At 62.4% G+C, this 26,166-nt stretch carries 28 protein-coding genes; 12 read left to right on the plus strand and 16 right to left on the minus strand.

Annotated elements, in window-relative coordinates; genetic code table 11:
* Nucleotides 1-57: 57 nt before the first annotated feature.
* From gspF to gspG, 7 genes are read right to left on the minus strand one after another with little or no spacing between them, the layout of a single operon-like run.
* The gene (gspF, locus tag J3P95_RS13800) at nucleotides 58-1,269 is read right to left on the minus strand and encodes a type II secretion system inner membrane protein GspF (RefSeq protein WP_434557388.1); all 1,212 of its coding nucleotides are present in this window, start codon (nucleotides 1,267-1,269) and stop codon (nucleotides 58-60) included.
* A complete protein-coding gene (gene gspE / locus J3P95_RS13805; RefSeq protein ID WP_434557389.1) occupies nucleotides 1,269-2,711 on the minus strand; it encodes a type II secretion system ATPase GspE in 1,443 nt (480 codons plus the stop codon). The genes gspF and gspE overlap by 1 nt, the downstream gene beginning before the upstream one ends.
* Nucleotides 2,708-5,092: a type II secretion system secretin GspD gene (gene gspD / locus J3P95_RS13810; protein WP_434557390.1), complete on the minus strand. Its 2,385-nt coding sequence runs from the start codon at nucleotides 5,090-5,092 to the stop codon at nucleotides 2,708-2,710. The genes gspE and gspD overlap by 4 nt, the downstream gene beginning before the upstream one ends.
* Nucleotides 5,089-5,643 carry a type II secretion system protein GspM gene (gene gspM / locus J3P95_RS13815; RefSeq protein ID WP_434557391.1) on the minus strand — a complete coding sequence of 185 codons (555 nt, stop codon included), beginning with the start codon at nucleotides 5,641-5,643 and terminating at the stop codon, nucleotides 5,089-5,091. Before gspM ends, gspD begins: the two co-directional genes overlap by 4 nt.
* Complete coding sequence (gene gspL / locus J3P95_RS13820; protein ID WP_434580930.1) at nucleotides 5,636-6,808, minus strand: type II secretion system protein GspL; 1,173 nt, start codon at nucleotides 6,806-6,808, stop codon at nucleotides 5,636-5,638. Before gspL ends, gspM begins: the two co-directional genes overlap by 8 nt.
* Entirely contained in the window at nucleotides 6,805-7,788 is a 984-nt protein-coding gene (gspK, locus tag J3P95_RS13825; RefSeq protein WP_434581203.1) for a type II secretion system minor pseudopilin GspK, read from the minus strand. The genes gspL and gspK overlap by 4 nt, the downstream gene beginning before the upstream one ends.
* Nucleotides 7,776-8,225, minus strand: a complete 450-nt coding sequence (gspG, locus tag J3P95_RS13830; RefSeq protein WP_186610013.1) for a type II secretion system major pseudopilin GspG — start codon at nucleotides 8,223-8,225, stop codon at nucleotides 7,776-7,778. The genes gspK and gspG overlap by 13 nt, the downstream gene beginning before the upstream one ends.
* 173 nt (nucleotides 8,226-8,398) lie before the next feature.
* On the opposite strand from gspG, the gene gspI reads away from it, so the two are divergent.
* Nucleotides 8,399-8,779: a type II secretion system minor pseudopilin GspI gene (gene gspI, locus J3P95_RS13835; RefSeq protein ID WP_434580928.1), complete on the plus strand. Its 381-nt coding sequence runs from the start codon at nucleotides 8,399-8,401 to the stop codon at nucleotides 8,777-8,779.
* A gap of 1 nt (nucleotide 8,780) precedes the next feature.
* On the opposite strand, the gene J3P95_RS13840 is transcribed toward gspI, so the two are convergent.
* Nucleotides 8,781-9,209 carry a type II secretion system protein N gene (locus tag J3P95_RS13840; RefSeq protein WP_434580926.1) on the minus strand — a complete coding sequence of 143 codons (429 nt, stop codon included), beginning with the start codon at nucleotides 9,207-9,209 and terminating at the stop codon, nucleotides 8,781-8,783.
* A gap of 93 nt (nucleotides 9,210-9,302) precedes the next feature.
* Between J3P95_RS13840 and gspH the strand changes: the two genes are divergently transcribed.
* Entirely contained in the window at nucleotides 9,303-9,761 is a 459-nt protein-coding gene (gene gspH, locus J3P95_RS13845; protein ID WP_434557395.1) for a type II secretion system minor pseudopilin GspH, read from the plus strand.
* Nucleotides 9,761-10,372, plus strand: coding sequence for a PulJ/GspJ family protein (locus J3P95_RS13850; protein ID WP_434557396.1), 612 nt, complete (start codon nucleotides 9,761-9,763; stop codon nucleotides 10,370-10,372). The genes gspH and J3P95_RS13850 overlap by 1 nt, the downstream gene beginning before the upstream one ends.
* A 16-nt stretch (nucleotides 10,373-10,388) precedes the next feature.
* Here J3P95_RS13850 and J3P95_RS13855 read toward each other — a convergent pair whose 3' ends face one another.
* Genes J3P95_RS13855 through J3P95_RS13865 form a run of 3 tightly spaced genes read right to left on the minus strand, consistent with a single transcriptional unit; the run spans nucleotide 10,389 to nucleotide 12,466 of the window.
* On the minus strand, nucleotides 10,389-11,345 hold the full coding sequence (locus J3P95_RS13855; RefSeq protein WP_434580923.1) for a FecR family protein: 957 nt from the start codon (nucleotides 11,343-11,345) through the stop codon (nucleotides 10,389-10,391).
* Between the two features lie 54 nt (nucleotides 11,346-11,399).
* Nucleotides 11,400-11,945, minus strand: a complete 546-nt coding sequence (locus tag J3P95_RS13860; RefSeq protein ID WP_434580921.1) for an RNA polymerase sigma factor — start codon at nucleotides 11,943-11,945, stop codon at nucleotides 11,400-11,402.
* Between the two features lie 17 nt (nucleotides 11,946-11,962).
* On the minus strand, nucleotides 11,963-12,466 hold the full coding sequence (locus tag J3P95_RS13865) for a secretin and TonB N-terminal domain-containing protein (RefSeq protein WP_434557399.1): 504 nt from the start codon (nucleotides 12,464-12,466) through the stop codon (nucleotides 11,963-11,965).
* 367 nt (nucleotides 12,467-12,833) lie between these two features.
* On the opposite strand from J3P95_RS13865, the gene J3P95_RS13870 reads away from it, so the two are divergent.
* Both J3P95_RS13870 and J3P95_RS13875 read left to right on the plus strand, forming a co-directional pair.
* Nucleotides 12,834-13,142, plus strand: a complete 309-nt coding sequence (locus tag J3P95_RS13870) for a hypothetical protein (RefSeq protein ID WP_186639264.1) — start codon at nucleotides 12,834-12,836, stop codon at nucleotides 13,140-13,142.
* 242 nt (nucleotides 13,143-13,384) lie between these two features.
* Nucleotides 13,385-13,888 (plus strand): GNAT family N-acetyltransferase, encoded by a 504-nt coding sequence (locus tag J3P95_RS13875; protein ID WP_434580919.1) that lies wholly within the window; start codon nucleotides 13,385-13,387, stop codon nucleotides 13,886-13,888.
* Here the strand turns inward: J3P95_RS13875 and J3P95_RS13880 are convergent.
* On the minus strand, nucleotides 13,880-14,803 hold the full coding sequence (locus J3P95_RS13880) for a transcriptional regulator GcvA (protein ID WP_434580917.1): 924 nt from the start codon (nucleotides 14,801-14,803) through the stop codon (nucleotides 13,880-13,882). The two genes, J3P95_RS13875 and J3P95_RS13880, sit on opposite strands and share 9 nt — an antisense overlap.
* Before the next feature lie 113 nt (nucleotides 14,804-14,916).
* Between J3P95_RS13880 and gstA the strand changes: the two genes are divergently transcribed.
* Nucleotides 14,917-15,525: a glutathione transferase GstA gene (gstA, locus tag J3P95_RS13885; RefSeq protein ID WP_434580915.1), complete on the plus strand. Its 609-nt coding sequence runs from the start codon at nucleotides 14,917-14,919 to the stop codon at nucleotides 15,523-15,525.
* Between the two features lie 5 nt (nucleotides 15,526-15,530).
* Here gstA and J3P95_RS13890 read toward each other — a convergent pair whose 3' ends face one another.
* The 3 genes from J3P95_RS13890 to J3P95_RS13900 all read right to left on the minus strand — a co-directional run bounded on the left by J3P95_RS13890 (nucleotide 15,531) and on the right by J3P95_RS13900 (nucleotide 17,766).
* On the minus strand, nucleotides 15,531-15,908 hold the full coding sequence (locus J3P95_RS13890; RefSeq protein ID WP_434580913.1) for a hypothetical protein: 378 nt from the start codon (nucleotides 15,906-15,908) through the stop codon (nucleotides 15,531-15,533).
* 167 nt (nucleotides 15,909-16,075) lie between these two features.
* Complete coding sequence (locus J3P95_RS13895; RefSeq protein ID WP_434557401.1) at nucleotides 16,076-16,417, minus strand: hypothetical protein; 342 nt, start codon at nucleotides 16,415-16,417, stop codon at nucleotides 16,076-16,078.
* A 170-nt stretch (nucleotides 16,418-16,587) separates the two neighbouring features.
* Complete coding sequence (locus tag J3P95_RS13900; RefSeq protein ID WP_434557402.1) at nucleotides 16,588-17,766, minus strand: XylR family transcriptional regulator; 1,179 nt, start codon at nucleotides 17,764-17,766, stop codon at nucleotides 16,588-16,590.
* 155 nt (nucleotides 17,767-17,921) lie between these two features.
* Between J3P95_RS13900 and xylA the strand changes: the two genes are divergently transcribed.
* From xylA to leuD, 6 genes are all read left to right on the plus strand, one after another.
* Nucleotides 17,922-19,238 carry a xylose isomerase gene (xylA, locus tag J3P95_RS13905; RefSeq protein WP_434580911.1) on the plus strand — a complete coding sequence of 439 codons (1,317 nt, stop codon included), beginning with the start codon at nucleotides 17,922-17,924 and terminating at the stop codon, nucleotides 19,236-19,238.
* Nucleotides 19,239-19,387: 149 nt separating this feature from the next.
* Nucleotides 19,388-20,389 carry a D-xylose ABC transporter substrate-binding protein gene (gene xylF, locus J3P95_RS13910; RefSeq protein ID WP_434557404.1) on the plus strand — a complete coding sequence of 334 codons (1,002 nt, stop codon included), beginning with the start codon at nucleotides 19,388-19,390 and terminating at the stop codon, nucleotides 20,387-20,389.
* An 82-nt stretch (nucleotides 20,390-20,471) separates the two neighbouring features.
* Nucleotides 20,472-22,028, plus strand: a complete 1,557-nt coding sequence (xylG, locus tag J3P95_RS13915; protein ID WP_434557405.1) for a D-xylose ABC transporter ATP-binding protein — start codon at nucleotides 20,472-20,474, stop codon at nucleotides 22,026-22,028.
* Nucleotides 22,029-23,165: a sugar ABC transporter permease gene (locus tag J3P95_RS13920; RefSeq protein WP_434557406.1), complete on the plus strand. Its 1,137-nt coding sequence runs from the start codon at nucleotides 22,029-22,031 to the stop codon at nucleotides 23,163-23,165. It begins immediately after the preceding gene.
* Between the two features lie 150 nt (nucleotides 23,166-23,315).
* Nucleotides 23,316-24,737, plus strand: a complete 1,422-nt coding sequence (leuC, locus tag J3P95_RS13925; RefSeq protein WP_434580909.1) for a 3-isopropylmalate dehydratase large subunit — start codon at nucleotides 23,316-23,318, stop codon at nucleotides 24,735-24,737.
* Nucleotides 24,738-24,740: 3 nt separating this feature from the next.
* Nucleotides 24,741-25,346 (plus strand): 3-isopropylmalate dehydratase small subunit, encoded by a 606-nt coding sequence (gene leuD, locus J3P95_RS13930; protein ID WP_434580907.1) that lies wholly within the window; start codon nucleotides 24,741-24,743, stop codon nucleotides 25,344-25,346.
* Nucleotides 25,347-25,468: 122 nt separating this feature from the next.
* On the opposite strand, the gene J3P95_RS13935 is transcribed toward leuD, so the two are convergent.
* Complete coding sequence (locus J3P95_RS13935; protein WP_186609995.1) at nucleotides 25,469-26,140, minus strand: Bax inhibitor-1/YccA family protein; 672 nt, start codon at nucleotides 26,138-26,140, stop codon at nucleotides 25,469-25,471.
* Nucleotides 26,141-26,166 lie beyond the last annotated feature (26 nt).

Genomic DNA, 26,166 nt, shown 5'->3' on the forward strand with positions numbered 1-26,166 from the left:
GCCGTACATGTCGGACGGATGAACCCGAGTGGCGCTCTGGTGTGGGTTACGCAGGTTTCATTGCACCAGCTGATTGATCTCGATGATCGGCAGCAGGACAGCCATGACGATAGTCAGCACGACGCCACCCATGATCACGATCATCAGCGGCTCCAACAGCGCCGTCATGCCCATGGCCCGCCGTTCGATGTCGCGGGACAGGGTTTGCGCGGCGCGCTCGAGCATGGGCGGCAAGTTACCGGTTTTTTCGCCGCTGGCGATCAGGTGGATCAGGATGGGCGGGAACACCTTGCCGACTCGCAGCGCGTTGGCAAGGCCCACGCCTTCGCGTACCCGCAGCGTCGCATCGGCCACGCAATGACCCAGGCGATCGTTGGCCAGCGTCTGCCCGGCGGCGTCCAGGGCGCGCAACAGCGGCACGCCGGCGCTGCCGAGAATCGCCAGGGTCGAGGCGAAACGCGCCGTGTTCACCCCGAGCACGAAGCGGCCAATCAGCGGAAGCCGCAACACCCGGCTATGCCAGGCCAGGCGTGCCTCGGCGTTACGCAAATAGCGACGCCACCCCCACCAGCAGCCGGCGAGTCCGGCGAAGCAGGCCCAGCCCCACGCGCGCAGGAAATCGCTGGCCTGCAGCATCACTCGGGTCAGGGTTGGCAGGTCCTGGCGCGCCTGGGAAAAGGCGCTGACCACCTGCGGCACCACGAAACCCAGCAGGAAAATCACGATGACGATGGAGACCACGCCCACCACCGCCGGGTAGATGAACGCCGTGAGGATCTTGCCTCGCAGGTTATTGCGTTCTTCGATGTAGTCGGCCAGGCGTTCCATCACCTGGGCAAGGTCGCCGGATTCTTCGCCAGCGGCAATCATCGCCCGGTAAATCTCGGGAAAATCCCGTGGTCGTGCGGCGAGCGCATCGGCCAGGCGCATGCCATTGCGCACGTCGCCACGCACCGCGCCCAGGGTCTCGGCGATGTGGCGCTTCTCGGCCTGGTCAACGGTTGCCGACAGGGCCGCTTCCAACGGCAAGCTGGCGCCCAGCAGGCTCGCCAATTGGCGGGTGGCCCAGGCTAGATCGCCGTCGGACAGCTTGGGGCTGAACATACCGGGCGCACTGGCGCTGTTGATTGCTTGCTGTTCATCGATGCGCAACGGCGTTAACCCACGGCCACGCAGTTCACCCATCGCACTGCGCTGGCTGTCGGCTTCCAGCACGCCTTGTTGGATTTTCCCGGAGGCATCGGCCGCCTCGAAACGGTAGCGATTCATCAGGCGTCCCGGGTCACGCGCAGGATTTCTTCGCGGGCGGTGGAGCCACTCGTCACCCACCGCTCGCCGTCCTCGCGCATGCTCGACATGCCGGCCTGCCGCGCACAAATGCGCAACGCCTGTTCGCCTTCACCCTGGTGGATCAGCCGGCGCACCTCGTCGTCCACCACGAACAACTCGTGGATGCCGGTACGACCGCTGTAGCCGGTGTGATTGCAGCGCGGGCAGCCGTGGGGACGCCATTGCCCCGGCATCGCCTCGTCAGGCTGCTTGCATTCCGGACACAAGCGCCGCACCAGGCGTTGCGCGAGGACGCCGAGCAGTGACGACGCCAACAGGAAGGGTTCCACGCCGATATCGGTCAGCCGGGTCACCGCCGACACGGCGTCGTTGGTGTGCAAAGTCGCCAAGACCAAGTGCCCGGTCAACGAGGCCTGGACTGCAATCTGGGCGGTTTCCTGATCGCGGATTTCGCCGATCATGATCACGTCCGGGTCCTGGCGCAGGATGGCGCGCAGGGCCAGGCCGAAGCTCATGTCGATCCGGCTGTTGACCTGGATCTGGCTGATGCCCGGCAAATCGTATTCCACCGGGTCTTCGACAGTGAGAATGTTGCTGGTACTGGCATCCAGACGGGCCAGGGCGGCATAGAGCGTGGTGGTCTTGCCGCTGCCGGTGGGGCCGGTGACGAGCACGATGCCGTGGGGTTGGCGGATCAGTTGGTCCAGTTGAGTGAGCACGGCGGGCGCCATGCCCAAGGTTTCCAGCTGTAACCGCCCGGCCTGTTTGTCCAGCAGACGCATCACCACGCGCTCGCCGTGGCCGGTGGGCACGGTGGACACCCGCACGTCAATCGGCCGCCCGGCGACACGCAGGGCGATGCGGCCGTCTTGGGGCAAGCGTTTCTCGGCGATATCCAACTGCGCCATGATCTTGATCCGCGACACCAGCGCCGCATGCAGGGCCTTGCGCGGGGCGACTACATCGCGCAAGGCGCCATCGACGCGGTAGCGCACCACGGAATGAGTTTCGAACGGCTCGATATGAATGTCGCTGGCTTCATCCCGCGCCGCCTGGGTCAGCAACGCGTTGATCATGCGGATCACCGGGGCGCCACCTTCGCTGTCCAGCAGGTCGGCGACTTCCGGGATGTCCTGCATCAGCCGGTCCAGGTCGACTTCATTTTCCGCCGCGCCGACGATCGCGGCGGCGCTGCCGGTATCGGCGTAGGCGCTGGTCAGCAGCGCTTCCAACTCATCGTCGCGTATGCGTTGCAAGGCGGTGAAGCCATAACGGCGACGGACTTCGTTGATGGCCCAGCCGGGCGTTGCGGCGCTGACCAGCAGCACATCGCCCTCCTCGCCAGCCTTGAGCAACAGCCGTTGGGCCTTGGCCCAGGCGTAGGGCAACGCGCCCTGGCGGGTTGGTTGCGCAGGGTTCATGGCTGCCTGCCTGTTTCCAGCGGCACGGCGCGGATGGCTGCGCGGGGCACCTGATTGAGCGGCGCTGGATTGCGTGACGGCACGTTGAGCGGCATCGCCTGCTCGGCGGGCGGCAACTGCGGCGCCTGCATATCGGTAAGCGGCCATTTGTGGGTTGGCTGCAGATTGCCTTGGGCGCGACGGATAAAGTCATAGCGATTGAGGGTAATACTGCGTCCGACATTGTTGTCGCGGATGATGTACGGGCGCAGGAATACCATCAGGTTGGTCTTGGTCCGCGAACGGCTGTCGCTGCGAAACAGCGCGCCGATACCGGGGATACTGCCCAGCCCCGGAATGGCATCGGAGCTCTCGGTGAAACCATCCTGGAGCAAGCCGCCCAGTACCATGATCTGCCCATCGTCCAGCAGGATGCTGGTGTCGATGGCGCGCTTGTTGGTCACCGTGCCGGCGTCGCTGGACGCGCGCGGGTCCACGCTGCTGACTTCCTGGTAGATGTCCAGCTTGACCGTGCCGCCTTCGGAGATCTGCGGACGCACGTTCAGGCGCAGGCCTACTTCCTCGCGTTCGATGGTCTGGAACGGGTTGTTGCTGTTGCCGCCGCCATTGGTCACATAGTTGCCCGTGACGAACGGGATGGTCTGGCCGACGAAAATGCTCGCCGCTTCGTTGTCCAGCGTCAGCAGATTGGGGGTGGACAGCACGTTGGTACCGCCCTTGCTCTTCAGCGCGCGGGCCAGCACTTTCAGATCCAACACTTGGCCGATGCCCGGAATATTCACGGTGCCCGAGACCTTGCCGATGCTCAGGCCACCGGGCAGCGCATCGATACTGTTCTTAGCTGATGTATTGATGCCGGCGCCGCCCAGGTTGGCGCCGCCGATCCAGCCATTGCCGGCAAGGTCGCCGGCCTGCCATTGGATGCCGAATGCGCTGGCATCGTCTTCACTGACTTCGACGATCAGGCTTTCGATCACCACCTGGGCTCGGCGCTGGTCGAGCAGGTCGATGACCTCCCGCAGGTTGCGATACAACGGGTCGGGGGCGGAAATCAGCAAAGTGTTGGTGGTGGTATCGGCCTGCACGGTGACGCCATTGGCGGAAAACGCCACCGCGCTTTCGCCGGACTGATGGCCGCTCTGGCCGCTTTGACCACTCGGCATTTGCAGACCGGCGCCCTGGCCGTTGCTGTTTTGCGAGCTGGCGCCGCTGCTCGAGGAACTGTTGCCGTTGCCAGCGCTACTGTTACCCGATTGGCCACCCAGGCCACCGCCACTTAACAGGGCTCGTGCGCCGTCAGTGGACGCACCGGCCATTTCCCCTTCACCGGTGAGCAGGCCGCGCAACGCCTGCGCCAACTTGTTGGCCTGGGCGTTGCGCAGGTACACCACGTGAAGATTGCTCGGGTTGTTCTGCGCGTTGTCGAGCTTGTAGATCAGCTGGCGGGCCAATTCGGTTCGCTCGGGGCTGCCGGTGCGCAGGATGATGCTGTTGGACCGTGGGTCGCCAATCACCGAGACCTTTTGCGTGGCATCGGCACCCTGCACGTCCAGCAACTCGGAGACCATCGTCGCGATGTCGACCGCAATCCCGTTCTGCACCGGCACCACATCGGTGTCGATGGCCCCGGGAATGTCGATGTTGGCGATGATCTGCGCCACGCGCCTGAGGTTTTCCGCGTAGTCGGTGACCACCACCGTGTTGTTGCCAGGGTAGGCATTGATGGGGTTGTTGGCCGACACGATAGGCCGCAGCACCGGAATCAGGTTGACCGCGTTTTCGTATTGAAGGCGATAGGTCCGCGTGATCATGCCATTGCCCGCCGGCCGATCGGCGTCCCCCACCGGGCCGCCCAACAACTTGGCATCGGCCTCAGGCACCACCTGGCTGACGCCCTCCACTTCGACCACGGCAAAGCCTTGCATGCGCAGGGCCGCCAGCAGCATGTCGTAGGCGGTATGGGCCGGCACTTCGCCTTCGGACACCAGGGTCAGTTGGCCTTTTACGCGCGGGTCCACCAGGAACTGGCGACCGGTTGCCCGGGATAAAGCTCGCACCACGGCGGGAATGTCGGCCTCGACAAAATTCAACTGCACCGGCTGCTTGCCCAAGCCGTTGCCGGCCACCGCCGCAGCGTCGGCGGAAGAACGTGGGCTCGAGCGCAACGGTGCCTTGTTGACCTGCCGCTGCCGCTGCTCTTGCACCTGGGCCTGGGCTCGCTGGCGCTCCACCAGTGCATCGCCGCTGCCGGTCTGCGCCAGGGGCTGGCCGAGTTCGCTTTGCGCGGCAATGGGCTGTGGTTGCTCGCCGCCCCATTGGCTACAGGCACTGAGCAGCAGCGCCAAGGGAAATGTTGACGCGTACGTACCAAACCGCTTCATGAAGAGTCCTTAGCGCCTGGCGCCTGTTCCATGCCGACGACCCCGGAAATCCGCGCGGCCGTCTCAGTACTTTGCGTTGTTGCACGTTGCAAATGAGCGTCGCGCACCCGCAGGCCGAGCCTGGGTGCGTCGTCCAATAACCAGTTCAACACGGCGTCGGCCGGCGCGTTATCGAGTGTCAGCCGCCATGTCATGACCTCACCCTCGGCGTTGTTCTCCAGGCGGTAGGCGCCCGCGAGGCCGATGCCATCCAAACGCTCATGCAAAACCTGCGGGGTGATCGCGCCGGGCGGCACGCCGGCGCCTTGCACCTCGCCCAGCACCGATTCCAGCGCTGCCGCCTGGGAACGCAGGCGCGGCAGTTCGGCCTGCCAATGATCGATGCGTTGCAGCGGTGGCTGGATCAGGCCGTACCACAGCACCATCACCGGCAACACCACGGCGGCGACGCGCAAGATGCGTTTATCCCGGGCGCTGCTGCGTTGCCAGAACTGTTGTGCGCTGGCGCGCTGCGCCTGCCAGCGAGCGCGATAGCGGGCAAGGCTATTCATCCGCGGCCTCCGCGACGGACGTCGTCTTGGCGTCCGCTGGCAGACGCTTAAGGGTCCACTGCCCGTTGGCCAGGTCCGCTTGTATGCCGGCTTGCGCCAGGCTGGCTTGCCAACTGCTCTCGGCAGGGGGTTTGCGGGCCGGCGCGCGCGGGGTCAGGTGCAACTCCGTGCCATCGAAGTCGAGCGTGTCGACGGCGCCCGCCATGAATGGCAATTGCCCAGCCGCCTGCTGCACCAGGACCGCGAAGCTGACCGGTCCTTCGGCCAGCGCCCCGTCGCGTCGCGCATCGCGTTGCTGACGCGCCTGTTGCAAGGGATTGAGAACCACCGGCAACTCGGGGAAAACCTGCTGCACCCGACTGACCATCTGTCTCTTGATGGCTTGGCCCTCATCGGCCAGCCGCATGGCGTACAGATTGAGGCCCAAGCTCCAAATCAACGCCGCCACCGCGCAACAGGCGACGGCGCGGCCCCAGCGCTGATTGCCCCGTGGGTTTTGCTCGATGCCGCTGAGCAAACTCCACGCGGGCACCGGACCGATCCAGCGCTGTTCTGCCGGCAATGGATCGACGCCTGCCAAGCTTTCTGGCCCCGCGCCGACCCAACGCACCGTCCTTTCGCGCAATTGCTCGAGCCCTTCTTCCATCAAGGGATGAACCCAGGCGCGCTGAAGGTCCTCGCGGACCAGCAAATGATCTTCCATCCGAGTTGCCGTGCACTCGCCGGCCTCGGCCAACGATAAAAAGCACGGCGCCGCGTACAGGCCGCGCGGCTGCAACTTGAGCGTTTGCAACAACTGCGAAAGACCCAGCAGGGCCGCCCGGTCAAACCAAGCCAATTGCACCTGGCCGCCCATGTCGCGAGGCCCGTGTACCAAGTGAACGGTGTCGTCGCTGCCCAGCAGCAGATTATCTGCCGCGCAACGCACCGCATCGCCCAGGCGCGCAGGTGGCAGCGGGGGCAGTTCGACGCAGGCCAGCAAGCTGTCCTGGGGATGCAAACAGAGCTCCAACGCCTGGCCTTGGGCCGCGCTGCTCAGCTCGCGCAAAGACTGTCGACCCTGCTTGACCAGCGCGCCCTTGCGGTCGAGCCAGGCGCAATCCAACAGGCTGTCGGCGCTCAACTGCGCCAACGGCGCCAGGGCCACCCGCAGCAAGGCAATCATGCGCCCACCCGCGACCAGATCACTCGGGGCCGGTTCAGCTCACCGCGATAAAACAGCGCCTGGACGCTGAACTGGCGCTGCTCGACGGTGGATTGCCCGCGCAATAGAAACCACTCGCTGGTGATGCCCAGGCGCAGTTGCTCAGTGCTCATCTGCGGTACACGCAAGCGGTTGAGGTAATCCCCGCTGTTAATGAACCACTGGCCACGGTCGCGCTCGGCGATCAGCGCTTGCGCCTGGGCCACGCTCATGCCGGGCACCCGCGCGGCCAGGACTTGGGCGGTGGTGGTGTTGCCGTTCACCCAGGTGATCGCTGGCAGCACCGTGACAAAGGGGCGCAAGCGCTCAAGGGCGGCGGGGTCGATACCCGGCAAGCCGGCCAAGTCATCGAAGTGGCGCAACATAGGCCGGGTAGCGGGCAGCGGACGGCTGTCGGCGTCGGGTGACGTCAGGCGGCCGCTATCGAATTCCGTTCCCGCGCCGGTGCTTTGCGAAGCAGGTTGCAAGCGCCTGGGGTAGGCCTCGATCACGCGCTGAACGATGCGATTGGCCTGTGCAAGCGGCACGCCCAGTTCGGCGCAAAGGCGTTCGAACACAGCGGATTCCAGCGTGTCGAGCTGCCCGTCCAGGACCAGGTTGCGCAGGTTGAATTTGCTTTGCTCATCGCTGATGCGGCCATCGAACACGCCGCTCTCAGAGCCCAGGCGCACGCCGCGCATGGGCTGCGCCCAGTCCTGGTCCAAACGCGTCATGGGTTCGCGCAGCCGTTGCTGCCACAGCGCTTGCCGGGTCAACTCCAGCACCCCGTTGGACAGCCAGGCGCCGCGCACCCGCTGGCTTTCGCTTTCCACGCCGCGGGTCACCTGCGTCTGCCGGGCGATCATGCCGGCGGCGATCACCGCCACCACGGTTGCCACCAGCAAGGCGCTGATCACCGCCATGCCGCGCTGCGCTGAATGCCCCACGGCTAGAGCTGCCAGGAGCCGATATCAGCGTTGACGCCTTCGCCATCGGGCTGGCCATCGGCGCCGAGGGAAAACACATCAACCTCGCCGTTGGTGCCTGGATTGAGGTAATTGTAGGCACGGCCCCAAGGGTCCTTGGGCAATCGCTCCAGGTAAGCGCGCCAATTGGCGCTGGTGGCGTTGGCGGGCTTTTGCGCCAAGGCCGCGAGGCCTTCGTTCATGGTCGGGTAGCGCCCTTGATCAAGGCGAAACAGCTTGAGCGCCTGCATCAGCCCGGCGACGTCCTGGCGAGCCGCGGTGGCCCTGGCCTGGTCCGGCCGGTCGAGGACTTTGGGCACGACCATGGCGGCGAGAATTCCGAGGATGACCACCACGACCATGATTTCGATCAGGGTAAAACCTCGCTGCCGGCGAGGGCCTTGTGTGGGACGGTTAGACGACGCGACACCCATCTCGACACTCCTTGGCTGGCGCCTGGTTCGGCGCGGGTTGAGGTTTCCATTCGCTGCGGATTGTTCCAGTCGCATATGTCACTGGTATAAAAAATCCTCAGGAGCTTTGGTCAGCAATCCGTCAAGTGCGGGCATTAGGCTGAAGTCCATTTCCCCCGACGACGCTCATCACCATGACCAGACAGGTGCCCCGGCAACGCGGTTTTACCCTGATCGAAGTGTTGGTGGCGCTGCTGATCGTGGCGGTGGCGATGTCGGCGGCGGTACGCGCCAGTGGACAAATGAGCCAGAGCAACGCGCTACTGCGCGAGCGCTCGGTGGCGCTGTTGGCGGCGCAGAACAGCCTGGCCGAACTGCGTCTGCGCGGGGTGAAGAACAAGGACAGCGCCATGCAGCGCTGTGATCAAGGACGCTTGAAACTCAGTTGTGAACAGCGGGTGACCCGCAGCGGCGATCTGCTGAGGGTGCAGGTCGTGGTGCATGATCGCGAACAAGACGGGCCACCGCTGGCGCGCTTGGAAACGTTGTTCAGCCGTCCCATCGCCAAACCATGAATCAACGCAGCGACGGCAGCGCCACCGGCGCCGGCAGGCGGGCTATCGGCAAACGCGATTCAGTGCCGGCGCGGTCGATGACCACGGCGTCGCCTTCGATACCACGCAAGCGCACGCCCTCCCCCAGTTGCTCCCCCGCCAGGAACGCCCGGGGCGGCCCGTCATCGATACTGAGGACCGCTACCGCGCCATTCGGGCCGGCCAACAGGCCGCTGAGCTTGATCTCCAGGGTATGCGCCGAACTGGCAAACCACTGGGCCGCCTCCTGGCCGGTGGCGGCCGGCGGTGGCAAGGCTTCGCTGCTGGCCTGGGCTTGCACGGGCGCCGAATCGTTGAGCAAAAAACCCCATGTGACCAGCCCCGCCACGCTGGCAAGCACGGCGGCAGCTTGTACCAGGGTGGCTGGGTTCAGCCGATGGAAATGGCGCATGAGCGGATCCTCCGTGAATTCCAGTGAATCAGGCTACCCGTGCTTCCTCACGTTTTTATTGCAAATCCACCCCAGCTACAGGCGCAGCGCCTCATGAATAATTGGCGACACCGGCAACAAGGCTTCACGCTGATCGAACTGATGGTGGTGTTGGTGATCATCGGCATTGCCAGCGCCGCCATCAGCTTGAACATCCACGCCGACCCGGCGCGCGGCCTGCGTGAAGACGCCAAGCGCCTGGCCTTGCTGCTGGAGACCGCCCAGGCCGAAGCACGCAGCGATGGCCGGCGCATCGCCTGGGTCGCCGACAGCCAGGGCTACCGTTTCGTGCGGCTGGATGTCGTCGACGCGCGGGATCGGGAGTTCATCAACGATCCGCAACTACGGCCAAGACGCTGGGATTCGGCGCCGGTGGAGGTGCGGATACGTCAGGGCAAAACCCTGGTGTTGGATGCCGAATGGATTGGCCCCCCTCTGCAAGTCACCTTGTCCAGCAACCAGGCCAGCGTATCGGTGACGCGCACCGCGACTGGCCGCATCGAGGTGCGTTGATGGACCGGCAAAAAGGCTTCACGCTGATTGAGGTGATGGTCGCCATTATGCTGATGACGATCGTCAGCCTGATCGCCTGGCGCGGGCTCGACGGCGTGACCCGCGCCGACGCTCACTTGCAGGACAGCGTCGAGCAACACGCGCAACTGATGCGTGCGCTCAACCAGTTGCAGCGAGACTTCGCCCTGCGCGCCACCACTGAGTTGGCCGAGCCAAAAGCCCCTGACGACCCGTCTGTCACCCGCCGCCCGGCGCCTGCGGCGATCAGCATTCGCAGCAGCGACAGCGACCCGTTGCAATTGGAACTGATACGCGCCACGGCGGCGCAGGACGGCAGCGTGCAGCGCGTGAAGTGGTGGGTCGACAACGGCACGTTGTTTCGCGCCGCCGGTGCCGCCCGGTCGCGCTACCCGTTGCCTGCGCCCAAGGAAGGTGTGGCGGTGCTCAGTGAACTGGAGCGCGTCGATGTGCGGGTATGGCGCGCGGATCGCGGCTGGAGCCATCTGACCGGCAGCAAGGAGGAAAATCCGGCCGGCCTGGAGATCAGCTTCAACCGCCGCACGGCGCAAGGCACCGAGCAGTACCGCCAGGTATTGGCGCCGCTTGAATGATATTCCATGGGCGGTTTTAGCTGACCAGCACGATGCCGCCCGGTAGCTCGGTGATCGAGGCGCCATAGGCATCGCGAATCAGCACGGCGACATTCGCCAATTGCGCAAGGCTAAAGCGCGCCTGCACCTTGCGCTGGCCCAGCTGCGCGTTCATCAACACAATCATCCCAGGGCGGTAGCGGTTGATTTCGTCGATCACGCTCGCCAGCGGTGCGTCGTTGAACACCAGCATCTGCTCCCGCCAAGCCATCACTTGCTGGGTGTCGAAGGCGCTGGGTTGGCCTTGGCGCTGCGCGGTATAGGTCAACTGCAAGCCTTGCACCAGGCTCACGCGACGTCCCTGGTGCTGGACCTGCACACTGCCTTCCAGGCACGTTACGCACACGCTGCCATCGATGGCCCGCACATTGAACCGCGCGCCATCGGCCAGCAGCTCGGCATTCCCGGCCAATACGCGCAAAGGCGTACGGGCCTGGACTTCCACTTCGCCGCTCAACACTTCGATGGCGGCATCGCCAGCGGCCACGATGCGCTGACTGATACGCGTCTGGGTATTGAGTTCAAGCACTATGCCCTGGACCAGGTCGACACGCCGTTGCTCACCCACGCCGGTATGAAAATCAGCCCCCATGGACCCGCCATCCAACAGCGCCGGACGCGCGACCAGCACCGCCACCGACGCGGCAATCGCCCCGCCGAGGAACGCTCGCCGGCCGAAACGTCGGGGATGATCGATGACCTTCGCCGCCTGTACGCCTTGGAGCATTTGCTCGGCAGGCGCCATGGCTTGCCACAACTGCCGGGCCTGGACAAACGCCCGGGCATGTTCGGCGCTCTGGGCGCTCCAGCGGCGAAAGGCCTCGGCATCAGCTTGGGTGGCGTGCCCGGAAGTCAGGCGCACCAGCCAGTGGAAGGCTTCCTCCCGGAGCTGGCCAGCCGTGGCGGTGACCGATTCAGATGCGCTAATGGACATGTTTTTCAAACGTGAAATGACTCGAGAAAGTACGCGCGACACGCGCTTCATGACCTAAGACTGTTTTCCCGCACCGGGACCGAACCGCTGGATCACTTTTCTTTCCAGGCGATCGGCACAATATTCCAGCGCAGCCTTGAGTTCCTTCTCGACCATCCGGGTGGAAATGCCGAAACGCTGGGCGATTTCCTGATGCGGCGTTTGCTCCATCCGCGATGCCATCAATATCTGCCGACGCCTGGAGGAAAGTTCGGTCAGCGCCTGCATCAGCGCGCGAATTTCAATCTGACCGCCCACGATCACCGCCGGGTCCTGATGCTCGTCGACCGTTTGCATCAGCTCTTCGATTTCGATACCGGTGAGCAGTCGCGCGTCCTGTGCACGACGGTCAGCGGCGATATTGAGGGCCATGCGAAACAGGTAGGCGCCGGGTTTCTGCACATCCACCGGCTGTTCCATGCGGTCTACCCGCAGATAGGTTTCATGCAATACGTCGTTGGCCAGGTCATCGGAGCCCAGACGCCGACGCAGGCGCGCGCGAAACACATCATAGGAAGCCAGGAACACCTTGAGCATGGCGCTCTGCTCCTTTTCCGTCATGGCTTTACCGCTCCTTCCTATGGGTTGCATTCCATGCCTGCGGCAGCGGCGTCCGGCACCACCAGCACAGTCACCGGCTGCGGCAACGACGTCGGCGGTATCTGGCCGATATTCAATCGGCCCAGCGCCTCGATAATCGCCGCATCACGCTGGTCATTACCGGTGGAAGCCAGCAAGCGACTGTGCTGCACCTCGCCCAACGCGCCCACCCACACCTGCAACGCTGCGCGATAACGGCCCGGGCGAGTCACCACGGAACGACATAGCGCCTGCTCCAGCGCAGACTGCAAGGCGTTGGCAAAACTGTTCTCGCGCAGCCTGGGGTTGCCGTGGCGTGGCGACGTATCTGCCCGGCTGGCGACCTCGGCCCGTTTGACGGTAAATGCATCCGCGCCAGTGTACAGCGCCATCAGGCCAGTTCCGGCCAATAACTGCTCCAGCGCCTGGCGCGCATGCAAGCGCCCATTCACAGCCGTCGACCGTCGTCCATGCGTCAGCTGGCGATCAACCAGAATCGCCATTGCGCTGGTTCTGCTGTAAAGGTCCAGGGCAGCACTCAGCTCCTGAGCGGGAATTGCAAATTCGACAAAGCGATCCGCTCGGTGGTCAGCCTCACGAGGCGCAGGCGTGGCTGACCACGCATCCCTTTGCGGCATCAGCGCATGGAGCAAAAAAAACAGTACCGTGGGCGCGAGGCAGCACCTGCTCAGCGCTTCTCTTGACATAGACGGCTTCCGGCCCGAACGGCGTGTCGACGCCCTGCGTTGGCGCATCATGAGAGCTGTACATGTCGTTTGTGTGACGGTCGCTGCAAAAAAAACATCGCCATACACTGCGCGATTCCGAGGTAGATTGGATTCTTCTGCCGCCGCGAAAAGGAACCTCGTCATGGACTGTCGCGTATTCACGCCACTGTTTCTTATCCTTCCCTTGTGGGTGCAAGCCGCCGAGCCAGTGAATGAGGGATGCATCAATGTCGAGGTGAACGGCTACAAGGCACTGTCCTATGAATGCCTGAGCGAGCAGATGGCCAACCCGAAGGGCACGGCGGCAGCTCGCAAGAACCAGGAAGCGATGAACGTGCCGATCGACCAGCGCGCGCCGAACAAGCTGGGCCTGTACAACCAGTCCGCTACGCGAATTCGCATGGGAAACACCTTTGGCAACTCCGCCTTGCCACAACGCCCGCCGCAGTAGCGTAATGCTGTTCAGTTGAACCGTGGCGAGGGAGCTTGCTCCCGCTTGGCTGCGCAGCAGTCGCAAAACCTGCCAACGCGATCCGTCTGGAATACCGCATTGCCCATTTGGGGCTGCTTCACAGCCCAGCGGGAGCAAGCTCCCTCGCCACAGGATTGTTGAACGTCTTAAATGAAGAGCATTACGCGGCAGTAGCGGCACTGGCACCATGAATGTATTTGGTAGAAAACAGGACGTGATACATGGACAAGGAAAACATCAGGATTCGTACCCTGCAACTCGGCGACACCGAGGCATTGCTGGCGTTTGAAGTGCAGAACCGCGAATGGTTCGAACGCCACATCGATGCGCGCGACTCGGCGTTCTATTCGATCCAGGGTGTCAGCGAGCACATCGCCGATCACCTGTCTCGCTTAGCCGCTGCGACCTGGCACCCGTTTGTGATTGAAGACGCAAGCGGAAGGATTATCGGACGAGCGAACCTGAAAGACATCGACACTGGCGGGCGGTCAGCGCAAATCGGCTATCGGATCGCCCAGGACGCCTGTGGACGGGGATTGGCGACACTGGCGGTGAAGCACTTGATCCAGCAGGCCCAGTCGCACTGGCGCCTCGGTCGATTGCAGGCCAACGTATACGCGGCCAATATTGGCTCGGTGAAAGTGCTTCAACGTTGTGGTTTCCTGCTGGAGCATTCCAGCCGGGACGAGACAGGGATTGACGATTGGTACGGCCTTTCAATCTAGCTTCAGGGTGGCCGGTGTGTTTGTCTCCCTTATCGAATCGATCAACCAGCGCCTGAACGCCTCGACCTTTTTCGAATGAGCTGTGTCGATTGGGGCCACCAGATAAAAACCGAGATCGGATTTCAACCTCAGGTCAAACGGCGCGACCAGTCGTCCAGCCTTCAGATCGTCATCGACGTACGTCGAGCGACCAATGCAAACGCCCAGGCCGTCGTTGGCAGCCTGGGCCGCCATCATTGCCAGGTCGAAAGTCAGCCGTGAGCCTTCGGCGAGGGTGCTCGGTTGGCCTGCGGCATCCAGCCAGAGGCTCCAATCGTCGCGGGTCATGCCACTGACCTGCAACAGAGCGTGTTGGGCTAGATCGGCGGGCGTCTTCAAGGCCTTGGGGCCCTCAAGCAACCGGGGGCTGCACACCGGAAAAATGTCATCGGACATCAACCAGTCGGCGTGCACGCCCTTCCATTCGCCGGTCCCGTAACGAATGGCCGCATCGATTCCACCTTTGCGAAAGTCCACCAATTCAGTGGACGCGGTAACGCGCACATCAATATCGGGATGCGCTTGCTGGAAAGACGCCAATCGAGGCAGCAACCATTTGGACGCGAAGGACACCAGGGTGCTGATCGTCAATGCGCTGTTGCGCACATCGTCCAGCAATGCCTGCGTGCTATCACGCAACTCCCGAAAGGCCGAGCGCACGCCCGGGAAATAGGCGCGCCCCTCCTCCGTCAACGCCAGGCCGTCCTTGAGCCGCAGGAACAACCGCACGCCCAATTCATCTTCAAGCCGCCGGACCTGATGACTGATGGCCGTCTGAGTGACGTTCAGTTCCTGCGCAGCCTGGGTAAAGCTCATGTGCCGCGCGGCCGATTCGAAGGCCTTAAGACCGTTTAGGGATGGAACTTTGACAACCATGGGGTTTCGCGGCGCTCATGAGATTTTGTCATACGCTAACATTCAAAAAGTCCTTTGAAAATGTTCCAGCGCTCACCGATGCTCTCCGGCATAAAGCGTCGCCGAGGGCCACCATGAAACTGTACTTCGCTCCCATGACCTGCTCATTGTCCCCCCACATTGTGTTGCGGGAACTGAACCTCGCGTTTGAGCTGATCCGGGTCGACAACAAGACCAAGCGAACCGCCGACGGGGAGGACTTCCTCTACATCAACCCCAAGGGCTACGTGGCTGCGCTGGTGTTGGACAACGGCGAGGTACTGACCGAGGGACCCGCCATTGTCCAGTACCTGGCCGATCTGGTTCCCGGCAACCCCTTGGCGCCGGCCAGTGGCACTTGGGAACGGGTTCGCCTGCAAGAGTGGCTGAATTTCATTACCTCAGAAATCCACAGCGGCTGTGCCCCGCTGTTCAACGGTGATATCCCGGAAACGATCAAGGCGATCTTCAAGCAGAAACTGTTCAAGCGTCTCGACTATCTGACCGACACGCTTGGGCAGCAAGCTTATCTGATGCGCAGTTTCGGCCTCGCCGATGCTTACCTGTTCACGGTACTCAAATGGCTGCCGTTCTTCGATATCGACATCAGGGGCTGGCCAATCCTGGCTTCTTACATGGCCCGGATCGAGACGCGACCCAGTGTTCGAGCCGCGATGGAGGCGGAAGCGCTCGTCAACCAGTGACGAGTTTATCGAGACCCAAACGGATAATGCTCGATACGACAGGGATAGTCGTTGCCATCGCCTTTGCAGATCCCATCCAGGTAGCGGTATTTGATCCGGACCGTCTGGCCTTTTGCGGGCCATTGCCGGCGCGGCAGCGTGGCTTGGTAGTCTGTGGTTTCCGGGACGAAACCGAGCACCGCGCCCTCCTCCGGACATTCCACGCCGGGCGAGGCCGGACGCGCTTTCAATACCTGGACCTGGAGCTCTGGCGTGGGCCGTTTCACCACTTCGGTGACTTTCAGCTCGAGATCGCAGATCTGCCACGTCGAGGCCTGCACCGGCGCGCAAAGGGCCGCAAGCGTCAAGACGAATGGAATGGTGCGCGCTGGGAGCATTTTCATATCGGTCCTTGTCAGGTGCGGCGACTTTGCGTTCGCCATCCTCTCACAACCGGCACGTACGGTTCCCGTCTACAAAAAAAGCCCCGCGACCGAATGCGGTGCGGGGCAAGGGGATTGGTTGGTTGCGGCCAACCAAAGGAGCACGGTAAAAAGCGTTTACGAACCGGTCAGATGCATTCCTGTGCGGCGCGCTCGAAACTCGACGGCAAGAGATTGGAGGCCAGCAGGTGGCGCTCATAGATGAACACCTTGCCGCCGCTGCCGGCCTTGTAGGCTTCCAGCACGTTGTCCGCCAACACTTTGCTCGGCACGACGATGCGGTAGCTGCGCTGGGTCTGCGAGACCAAAGGGCTCAACGCGCTGCCTTGCAGCTTCGGTACGACGCACTCGGCGTATTGGGCCGGCGTCTTGCTCGTCTGCAAGGTCAGCGTCGGGTCGTTCGGCGCCGAGGCACAGCCCGCCAGCAACAACGGGGAGAACGCCAGGGCAAGCAAAGACAAAGGGCGCATGGGTCGGATCCTGAAAATAAAAGTACGCGGTGGCGTGTTCGATGGCGCTGATTTTCCATTGAATGCCGGCAAAGCAGAACTTGCATTTGGTAATGGTCACTATTACTCCCAGCAATAGTTGTAAGCCGGATAAGGATGACCAGAGCCGTCTGCAGCCCTGTGTCATTTCCTCAATCAGCCTGACGCACCTGGTACTCCCGAGGCGTGCAGCCGAATTCGCGACGGAACACGGTGTGCAGGTACTGCGCCGATTTGAAACCACAGTTCTGGGCAATGTCGGCAATCGGCGAATCGCTGTTTTCCAGTCCGTTGGCGGCGGCGGCCAGTTTGAAACGGAGGATTTCGTCGTGGACGCTGCAGCCCCGCTCCTTGCGAAAATGCGACTCCAGCGATGAGCGCGATATGCCTACATAAGCCGCCACTTGGGCGGTCTTGATGCCCTGGCAGGCGTACTGGCGAATGAACAGCAGTGCCTGCATGACATTAGGGTTGCCCAGCGGTTGATGCAGGCTCGATACCTGCACATTGATCGCATCCGGCGGGACCAGGATCTGCGTGCCGGTGGAGGGCATGCCGTGCAGCATTTGGTGGAGCAGACGTGCGGCGGTTCGGCCCATGGTTTCGGTGCCCTGCACCACCGAACTCAGGGGTACCCGCGTCAGGCTGCGGGTCAACGGGTCGTTGTCGATGCCGATCAGGGCGACTTCTTCCGGCACGGCGATCCCGGCGGTCAGGCAGGCTTGCAGCAACTGTCGGGCCCGGGCGTCGCTGACGGCGATAATACCGATGGGCTTGGGCAGGCTTTGCAGCCAGGCGATCTGCTGTTCGACGGCGCTGTCCCAGAGCGGTGCGCTGGTGCCCATGCCGCGATAGACCTCGGCCGGCAAGCCATCACGCTGGACCAATTGGCGAAACGCCTTTTCCCGCTCCTGGGCCCAGCGATTGGCTTGGGCTTCGGGCAGGCTGAAGCAGGCGAAACGCGTCAACCCAGCCTCGATCAGGTGCTCATAGGCCAGCTTGATCAAGGCGTGGTTATCCGTGGCGACATACGGAATGCCCTTGGGGTAGGCGCGTTCGTCCTGGTACGAGCCCCCCACCGCCACCACCGGCAATTTGATCCCGGCCAGCGCCTCGCCAATCAGCGGGTCGTCGAAGTCTGCAATGATCCCGTCGCCCTGCCAGCGTTCGATCCCTTTCAAGCGACACAGGAAATCTTCCTCGAGAAACAGGTCCCAGGACGCGCGCGTACTGCTCAGGTAGTTGCCGATGCCGCTGATAATGCCGCGATCGTAGATCTTGCTGCCATTGAACAGCAGGGCAATGCGGTGAACGGGCGGGACGGTTTTCATGGTGTGTTCCCTATGCCGATCGACACAGACTAGGCGCGCAGGCGTTGATTCTCAATACTCAAAATCGAACTGTCTGTTGGTGATTTTCATAATCTGCACCGGCAGGGGCGGCGTTAGTATCGGGACACCGCCAAGAATAAAAAGGAAACCGTCCCATGCCGTACTTCCCCGATGTCGAGACGATTCGCTATGAGGGCCCAGGCAGCGACTCGCCGCTTGCCTTCCGCCATTACGACGCCAACAAGCTGGTACTCGGCAAACCCATGCGCGAGCACCTGCGCATGGCCGTCTGCTACTGGCACACTTTTGTCTGGCCAGGGTCCGACGTGTTCGGTGCCGGGACGTTCAAGCGCCCGTGGCAGCATGCCGGGGACCCGCTGGAGCTGGCGATCGGCAAGGCCGAAGCGGCCTTCGAATTTTTCTCCAAGCTGGGCATCGACTACTACTGCTTCCACGACACAGACGTCGCGCCGGAAGGACAATCGCTGAAGGAATACCGCAACCACTTCGCGCAGATGGTCGACCACTTGGAGCGCCATCAGGAACAGACCGGGATCAAGCTGCTCTGGGGCACCGCCAATTGCTTCAGCAACCCCCGCTTCGCCGCAGGCGCCGCCAGCAATCCGAACCCGGAAGTATTTGCCTGCGCCGCCGCCCAGGTGTTCAGCGCCATGAACGCCACCCAGCGCCTCAAAGGCTCGAACTACGTGCTGTGGGGCGGCCGTGAAGGTTACGAAACCCTGCTCAATACCGATTTGAAACGCGAGCGTGAACAGCTGGGTCGTTTCATGCGCATGGTGGTCGACCACAAGCACAAGATCGGCTTCAAGGGCGACCTGCTGATCGAGCCCAAGCCCCAGGAACCGACCAAGCATCAATACGATTACGACAGCGCAACGGTGTTCGGCTTCCTGCAACAATTCGGCCTGGAAAACGAGATCAAGGTCAACATCGAGGCCAACCACGCCACGCTCGCCGGGCACAGTTTCCATCATGAAATCGCCACGGCGGTCTCGCTGGGGATCTTCGGCAGCATCGACGCCAACCGTGGCGATCCGCAGAACGGCTGGGACACCGACCAGTTCCCCAACAGCGTCGAGGAAATGACCCTGGCCACCTATGAAATCCTCAAGGCTGGGGGCTTCGGCAATGGTGGATTCAACTTCGATTCCAAGGTCCGCCGCCAGAGCCTGGACGACATCGACCTGTTCCACGGTCATGTCGCGGCGATGGATGTGCTGGCTCTCTCCCTGGAGCGCGCGGCGGCCATGGTGCAGAACGATCAGTTGCAAGCCTTCAAGGACCAGCGCTACGCCGGCTGGCAGCAGTCATTCGGCAAAGCGGTATTGGCGGGTGATTACAGCCTCGAATCGCTGGCCGAGCACGCCTTTACCAACGACCTGGATCCGCAAGCCGTCAGCGGTCGGCAAGAGATGCTCGAAAACGTCGTCAACCGGTTCATCTACCCCTGACAGTGAATCCGGTTCGCGGGCGCAGCGAGCTTGTTACATTCGCGCGACAAATCTGTGCCCGCAACGCCAAGCAACGCTCTACAGTTCTACCGGCATCACGTTCATCGTCAGGCAGTGTCTTTCAAAAAACAATAAAAGGACGCACCACCATGAAAAGCTTCAAACGTACCCTGCTCGCCGGCGCATTGGCCCTGCTATCGCTCCCGGTCATGGCCGACGCCACCCACCCGAAAATCGGTTTCTCCATCGACGACCTGCGCCTGGAGCGGTGGTCCCGGGACCGTGACTACTTCGTCGCGGCGGCGGAAAAACTCGACGCCAAAGTCTTCGTGCAATCGGCGGACGCCAACGAGCAAAAGCAGATCTCCCAGATCGAAAACCTGATTTCCCGTGGCGTCGACGTGATCGTCATCGTGCCGTTCAACGCCACCGTGCTGACCAACGCCGTCGCCGAAGCCAAGAAGGCCGGGATCAAAGTGGTGTCCTATGATCGGCTGATCCTCAACGCCGATATCGACGCCTACATTTCCTTCGATAACGAAAAGGTTGGCGAGATGCAGGCCAGCGGTGTGCTGAAGGCAGCGCCCAAGGGCAACTATTTCCTGCTGGGCGGCGCGCCCACGGACAACAATGCCAAGATTCTCCGCGAGGGCCAGATGAAGGTCCTGCAGCCGGCCATCGACAAGGGCGACATCAAGATTGTCGGCCAGCAATGGGTGAAGGAATGGAACCCCACCGAAGCCCTGAGCATCGTTGAAAACGCCCTGACCCGGAACAACAACAAGATCGATGGCATCGTCGCCTCCAATGACGCCACCGCCGGCGGCGCCATCCAGGCCTTGGCCGCGCAAAAATTGGCCGGCAAGGTGCCGATCTCGGGCCAGGACGCCGACCTGGCGGCGGTCAAGCGCGTCATCGATGGCACGCAGACCATGACTGTCTACAAACCGCTGAAATTGATCGCCTCCGAAGCGGCCAAGCTCTCGGTTCAACTGGCGCGCAACGAAAAACCCACCTACAGCTCGCAGTACGATAATGGCAACAAAAAAGTCGACACCATCCTGCTCACTCCCACCGCGCTGACCAAGGACAACATCGACCTGCTCGAAAAGGACGGGTTCTATACCAAGGCACAGATCGCCGGACAATGACCTGAGCGCCCTCCCCGCGGGACCCATATTCGTCCCGCGGGGTTGTCGTTGATGTGTGAGCCCTTTTCTACGAGCCCTCGCCATGTCCGAATACCTGTTGCAAATGAACGGCATCGTCAAGACTTTCGACGGTGTCAAAGCCCTCAATGGCATCGACATCAAGGTCAAGCCAGGTGAATGCGTCGGCCTCTGCGGCGAGAACGGCGCGGGCAAATCCACCCTGATGAAAGTCCTGTCGGCGGTCTATCCCTACGGCACCTGGCAAGGTGAGATCCTCTGGGACGGCCAGCCGCTCAAAGCCCAATCGATCAGCGACACCGAAGCCGCCGGGATCGTCATCATCCATCAGGAACTGACCTTGGTTCCCGACCTGTCGGTGGCCGAAAACATCTTCATGGGCCACGAGTTGACGCTGCCCGGCGGGCGCATGAATTACCCGGCGATGATCCATCGCGCCGAAGCCCTGATGCGCGAACTCAAAGTGCCGGACATGAATGTCTCGCTGCCGGTTTCGCAGTACGGCGGTGGCTACCAGCAACTGGTGGAAATCGCCAAGGCGTTGAACAAACAGGCGCGCCTGTTGATTCTCGACGAGCCCTCCTCGGCTTTGACCCGCTCGGAAATCGACGTGCTGCTGGACATCATCCGCGACCTCAAGGCCAAGGGAGTTGCCTGCGTCTATATTTCCCACAAGCTCGATGAAGTGGCCGCCGTGTGCGACACCATTTCAGTGATTCGCGACGGCAAACACATCGCAACCACGGCCATGGCTGACATGGACATCCCGAAGATCATTACCCAAATGGTCGGGCGGGAAATGAGCAACCTCTACCCCACCGAACCCCATGAGGTGGGCGAGGTGATTTTCGAAGCGCGCCACATCACCTGCTACGACGTCGACAATCCCAGGCGCAAACGCGTCGACGATATTTCGTTCGAGCTCAAGCGCGGGGAGATCCTCGGCATCGCCGGGCTGGTAGGCGCCGGCCGCACGGAACTGGTGTCGGCGCTGTTCGGCGCCTACCCGGGTCGTCATGAAGGCGAAGTCTGGCTGGACGGCCAACCCATCGACACCGGCACGCCACTCAAGTCCATCCGCGCCGGCCTGTGCATGGTCCCCGAAGACCGCAAGCGCCAAGGCATCATTCCGGACCTGGGCGTCGGCCAGAACATCACCCTGGCCGTGCTGGACAACTACTCGAAACTGACCCGTATCGACGCCGAGGCCGAGCTGGGCAGCATCGACCGGGAAATCTCGCGCATGCACCTGAAGACCGCGACCCCGTTTTTACCGATCACCAGCCTTTCCGGGGGCAACCAGCAGAAAGCCGTGCTGGCGAAGATGCTCCTGACCAAGCCCAGGGTGTTGATTCTCGACGAGCCAACCCGCGGCGTGGATGTCGGTGCCAAGTACGAAATCTACAAGCTGATGGGCGCGCTGGCGGCCGACGGTGTGTCAATCATCATGGTGTCCTCGGAGCTGGCCGAAGTGCTGGGGATTTCCGATCGCGTGCTGGTGATCGGCGAAGGCCAGCTGCGCGGCGATTTCATCAATCAGCAATTGACCCAGGAACAGGTGCTCGCTGCCGCGCTCAGCCATCCCGAAGACCCTCACAACAATGATCGGAAGTCCGCGTAGATGAACCAGGTCAAACAACTGTTCACCCGCTACAAAATGCTTGCCCTGGTGATTGCCGTGGCGATTATCTGGCTATTCTTCAGTTGGCAAACCGACGGTGGTTTCCTGACCCCGCGCAACCTCTCGAACCTGCTGCGGCAGATGTCCATCACCGGCATCCTGGCCTGCGGCATGGTGCTGGTGATCATCAGCGGCGAGATCGATCTTTCGGTGGGCTCGTTGCTGGGCCTGTTGGGCGGGCTGGCAGCGATTCTCGACGTGGTCTACCACATTCCGCTGCTGGCGAACCTCAGCGTGGTCGCCCTGTGCGGACTGGTCATTGGCCTGGCCAACGGCTACATGACCGCCTACCTGCGCATCCCCTCCTTCATCGTGGGTCTGGGCGGCATGCTGGCGTTTCGCGGCATTCTGCTGGGCATCACCGGTGGCACCACCATCGCCCCGGTGTCGCCGGAGCTGGTTTATGTCGGCCAGGGTTACTTGCCCCACGCGGTCGGCACGGGACTTGGCGTGCTGTTGTTCGCCCTGACGCTGTTTCTGACCTGGAAGCAGCGGCGCAATCGTGCCCTTCACGGCCTCGCGGCGCATTCTCTGGCGCGGGACGTGGTGCGGGTGGTGTTGATTGGCGCGGTGCTGGCCGGGTTCGTCTACACGCTCAACAGCTATGACGGGATTCCGGTTCCGGTGTTGCTGCTGCTGATCCTGCTCGGCGTGTTCAGCTACGTGACCAGCCAGACCGTCTTCGGCCGGCGCGTCTATTCGGTGGGCAGCAACATGGAGGCCACGCGCCTGTCGGGCATCAACGTGCAGGCGGTGAAACTGTGGATCTTCGGCATCATGGGCGTGATGTGCGCCCTCGCCGGCATGGTCAACACGGCGCGCCTGGCCGCCGGCTCACCGTCGGCCGGCAACATGGGCGAACTGGACGCCATCGCCGCCTGCTTCATCGGCGGCACTTCCATGCGCGGCGGCTCCGGTACGGTCTACGGAGCACTCCTCGGCGCATTGGTCATCACCAGCCTGGACAACGGCATGTCGATGCTCGACGTCGACAGCTACTGGCAGATGATCGTCAAAGGCAGCATCTTGGTCTTGGCCGTGTGGGTGGACGTCAGCACCCGCACCGGCAGGCGCTGATCACTTCACCTCGGGGCGGCCTGCCCGCCGCCCCTGCCGGATGATTGATCACGACTCGTGTGCAACGCCTTCACTTTAGCGCTCTTGATGCCGCCTTGATGGTGAATATGCTGTTCGCAGGCAAGCCCCGCCAAGACAAGAAGCGCTCGTATGAACAGCCCGAGAACCCTCTATCAGAAACACATCGACAGCCATACCGTCTGCCCGCTGGATGACCAGGGTCATGTGCTGCTCTACATCGACCGCCAAGTCGCGAACGAGTACACCAGCCCGCAAGCCTTCAGCGGCCTGCGCGAAACCCGCCGCAGCGTCTGGCGGCCGAGCGCAACCCTTGCGGTGGTCGACCACGTCAACCCGACGACGCCCCAGCGCATCGCGACCATGCCGGATGCCGGCGGTGCCCGGCAGGTGTCGTACTTCGCCGAAAACTGTCGCGACTTCGGCATTGAGCTGTTCGATGTACTCGACAAACGCCAAGGCATCGAGCACGTCGTGGCCCCCGAGCAAGGCTTTATCCTGCCGGGCATGGTCGTCGCCGCCGGCGATAGCCATACCACCACCTATGGCGCATTGGGCGCGTTCGGTTTTGGCATCGGCACCTCTGAAATAGAACACTTGCTGGCAACGCAGACACTGGTCTACAAGCGCTTGAAAACCCTGCGCGTCCTAGTGAATGGCGAGCTCGGGGCGGGAGTCACCGCCAAGGACATCATCATGGCCCTGATTGAACAGATCGGCGCCTCCGGTGCCACCGGATATGCCATCGAATTCGCGGGCCCGGCCATCACTGCCCTGAGCGTCGAAGCCAGGATGACCATTTGCAACATGGCCGTTGAAGCCGGAGCCCGAGGCGCCTTCATGGCCCCGGATGACAAAGTCTTCGCCTACCTGCAAGCCAAGCCCCGGGCTCCCCAGGGCGAATTGTGGGAACGGGCCGTGGCCAAGTGGCGAGCATTGCACAGCGATGAAGGCGCGCTGTTCGATCGGGAAGTAACACTCGATGTCAATGCGCTGGAACCCATGGTGACTTGGGGCACCAGCCCCGACCAGGCGTTGCCGGTAGGCGCGCGCGTGCCGGACCCATCGACGCAGCCGGACCCCATCCTGCGCCAGGGCATGCAAAGGGCGCTGGACTACATGGGCTTGACACCAGGGATGCTGCTCAATGAGGTCGTCATCAGCCATGCGTTCATCGGCTCCTGCACCAATGCGCGTATCGAAGATTTGCGCGATGCGGCACGTGTCGTACGCGGCAAGCGCGTGGCGGCCCATGTGCGCGCGATGATCGTGCCCGGCTCCACGGCCGTGCGTGACCAGGCCGAAGAAGAGGGACTGGCCGGGATCTTCCGCGACGCCGGTTTCGAATGGCGCCAGTCGGGTTGCTCGATGTGCCTGGCGATGAACGATGACGTACTCGCCCCCGGGGATCGCTGCGCGTCCAGCACCAATCGCAACTTCGAAGGACGCCAGGGCGCAGGCGCGCGTACCCACCTGATGAGCCCGGCCATGGTCGCTGCCGCGGCGATAACCGGCCATTTGACTGACGTTCGTTCACTGCTCGCGGAGGCTTGAAGCATGCAACCTTTTGACACCGTCGCTGGCATCGCCGCCCCACTGCTGCCTGCCAACATCGACACTGACGTGATCATGCCCAAGCAGTTTCTCAAGGGCATCGACCGCCAAGGGCTGGACCGTGGCCTGTTTTTCGACCTGAGATGGCTGGAGCCTGGCGTTCCCAATCCTGAGTTCGTCCTCAATAGACCCGGCTGGCGTGGGGCAACGTTCCTGGTGGTGGGCGACAATTTTGGCTGCGGCTCGAGCCGGGAGCACGCTGTGTGGGGGTTGCAGCAGATGGGCATTCGGGCGCTGATCGGTACGAGCTTCGCGGGGATCTTCTACGACAATTGCCAGCGAAACGGGGTACTGCTGATTGAGCTTCCCGAGACCCGGTGGAAGAAAGTCGCGGACGTTATCAGCCAGGCCGAAACGGCGCACATCAACGTCAATTTGCCTGGCCAGTGCATTGAACTAGCGGACGGTACTGTCGTTGCGTTCGAGATCGACGGACTGCGCAAGCAATCGCTGCTGCTCGGGTTGGATGCCATTGGTGCCACACTTCAACGCGCGCAACAGATTCGCCGCTTTGAGAGTCAGCACTTGGCGCAAAACCCCTGGTTGTGATGGTTCTCTTGCCGGTCCCGCAATAACCCGAAAAAAAGGCGAAAAAAACGGCGCCCTCCCTTTCAGGAGAGGCGCCGTTTCTCACGTCAACAGCTCACACCGAAGCAGACGCTCCAGCAATATCAGTCATCGCGACCCATCAGGCCAAACAGCTGCAACAAGCTGACAAACAGGTTGTAGATCGACACATACAGGCTGACGGTCGCCATGATGTAGTTGCGCTCGCCGCCATGGATGATGGCGCTGGTCTGGTACAGGATGCAGACCGACGAGAACAGCACGAAGCCGGCGCTGATTGCCAGTTGGAGGCCGCTGATCTGGAAGAAGAAGCTAGCCACCACCGCGCCCAGCAACACGAAGAAACCGGCGGTGATGAAACCGCTCAGGAAACTCATGTCCTTGCGGGAGATCAGCACGTAGGCCGACAGGCCGCCGAATACCAGGGCTGTCATCGCGAAAGCCGAGCTGACTACTTCAGCGCCGCCTTGCATGCCCAGGTAACGGTTGAGGATCGGGCCGAGCAAGAAGCCCATGAAACCGGTCAGGGCAAACGCCGAAACCAGGCCCCAGGCCGAGTCGCGGAGCTTGTTGGTAAGGAAGAATAGGCCGTAGAAACCGATCAGCACGACGAAGATGTTCGGGTAACCGACACGCATCTGTTGTGCGACGAAGGCCATCACACCGCTGAAAGCGAGCGTGAGTGCCAGCAGGCCATAAGTGTTGCGCAGGACGCGGCTAACCTCTAGCTGCTCAGCCTGCACGCTGTTGTTCACTGCGTAATCCTGTTCGCGCATGGCGACACTCCTCCGGTTTTGAAACA

The organism is Pseudomonas sp. Z5-35 (assembly GCF_051131945.1).
In the GTDB taxonomy this organism is placed as follows: domain Bacteria; phylum Pseudomonadota; class Gammaproteobacteria; order Pseudomonadales; family Pseudomonadaceae; genus Aquipseudomonas; species Aquipseudomonas marvdashtae.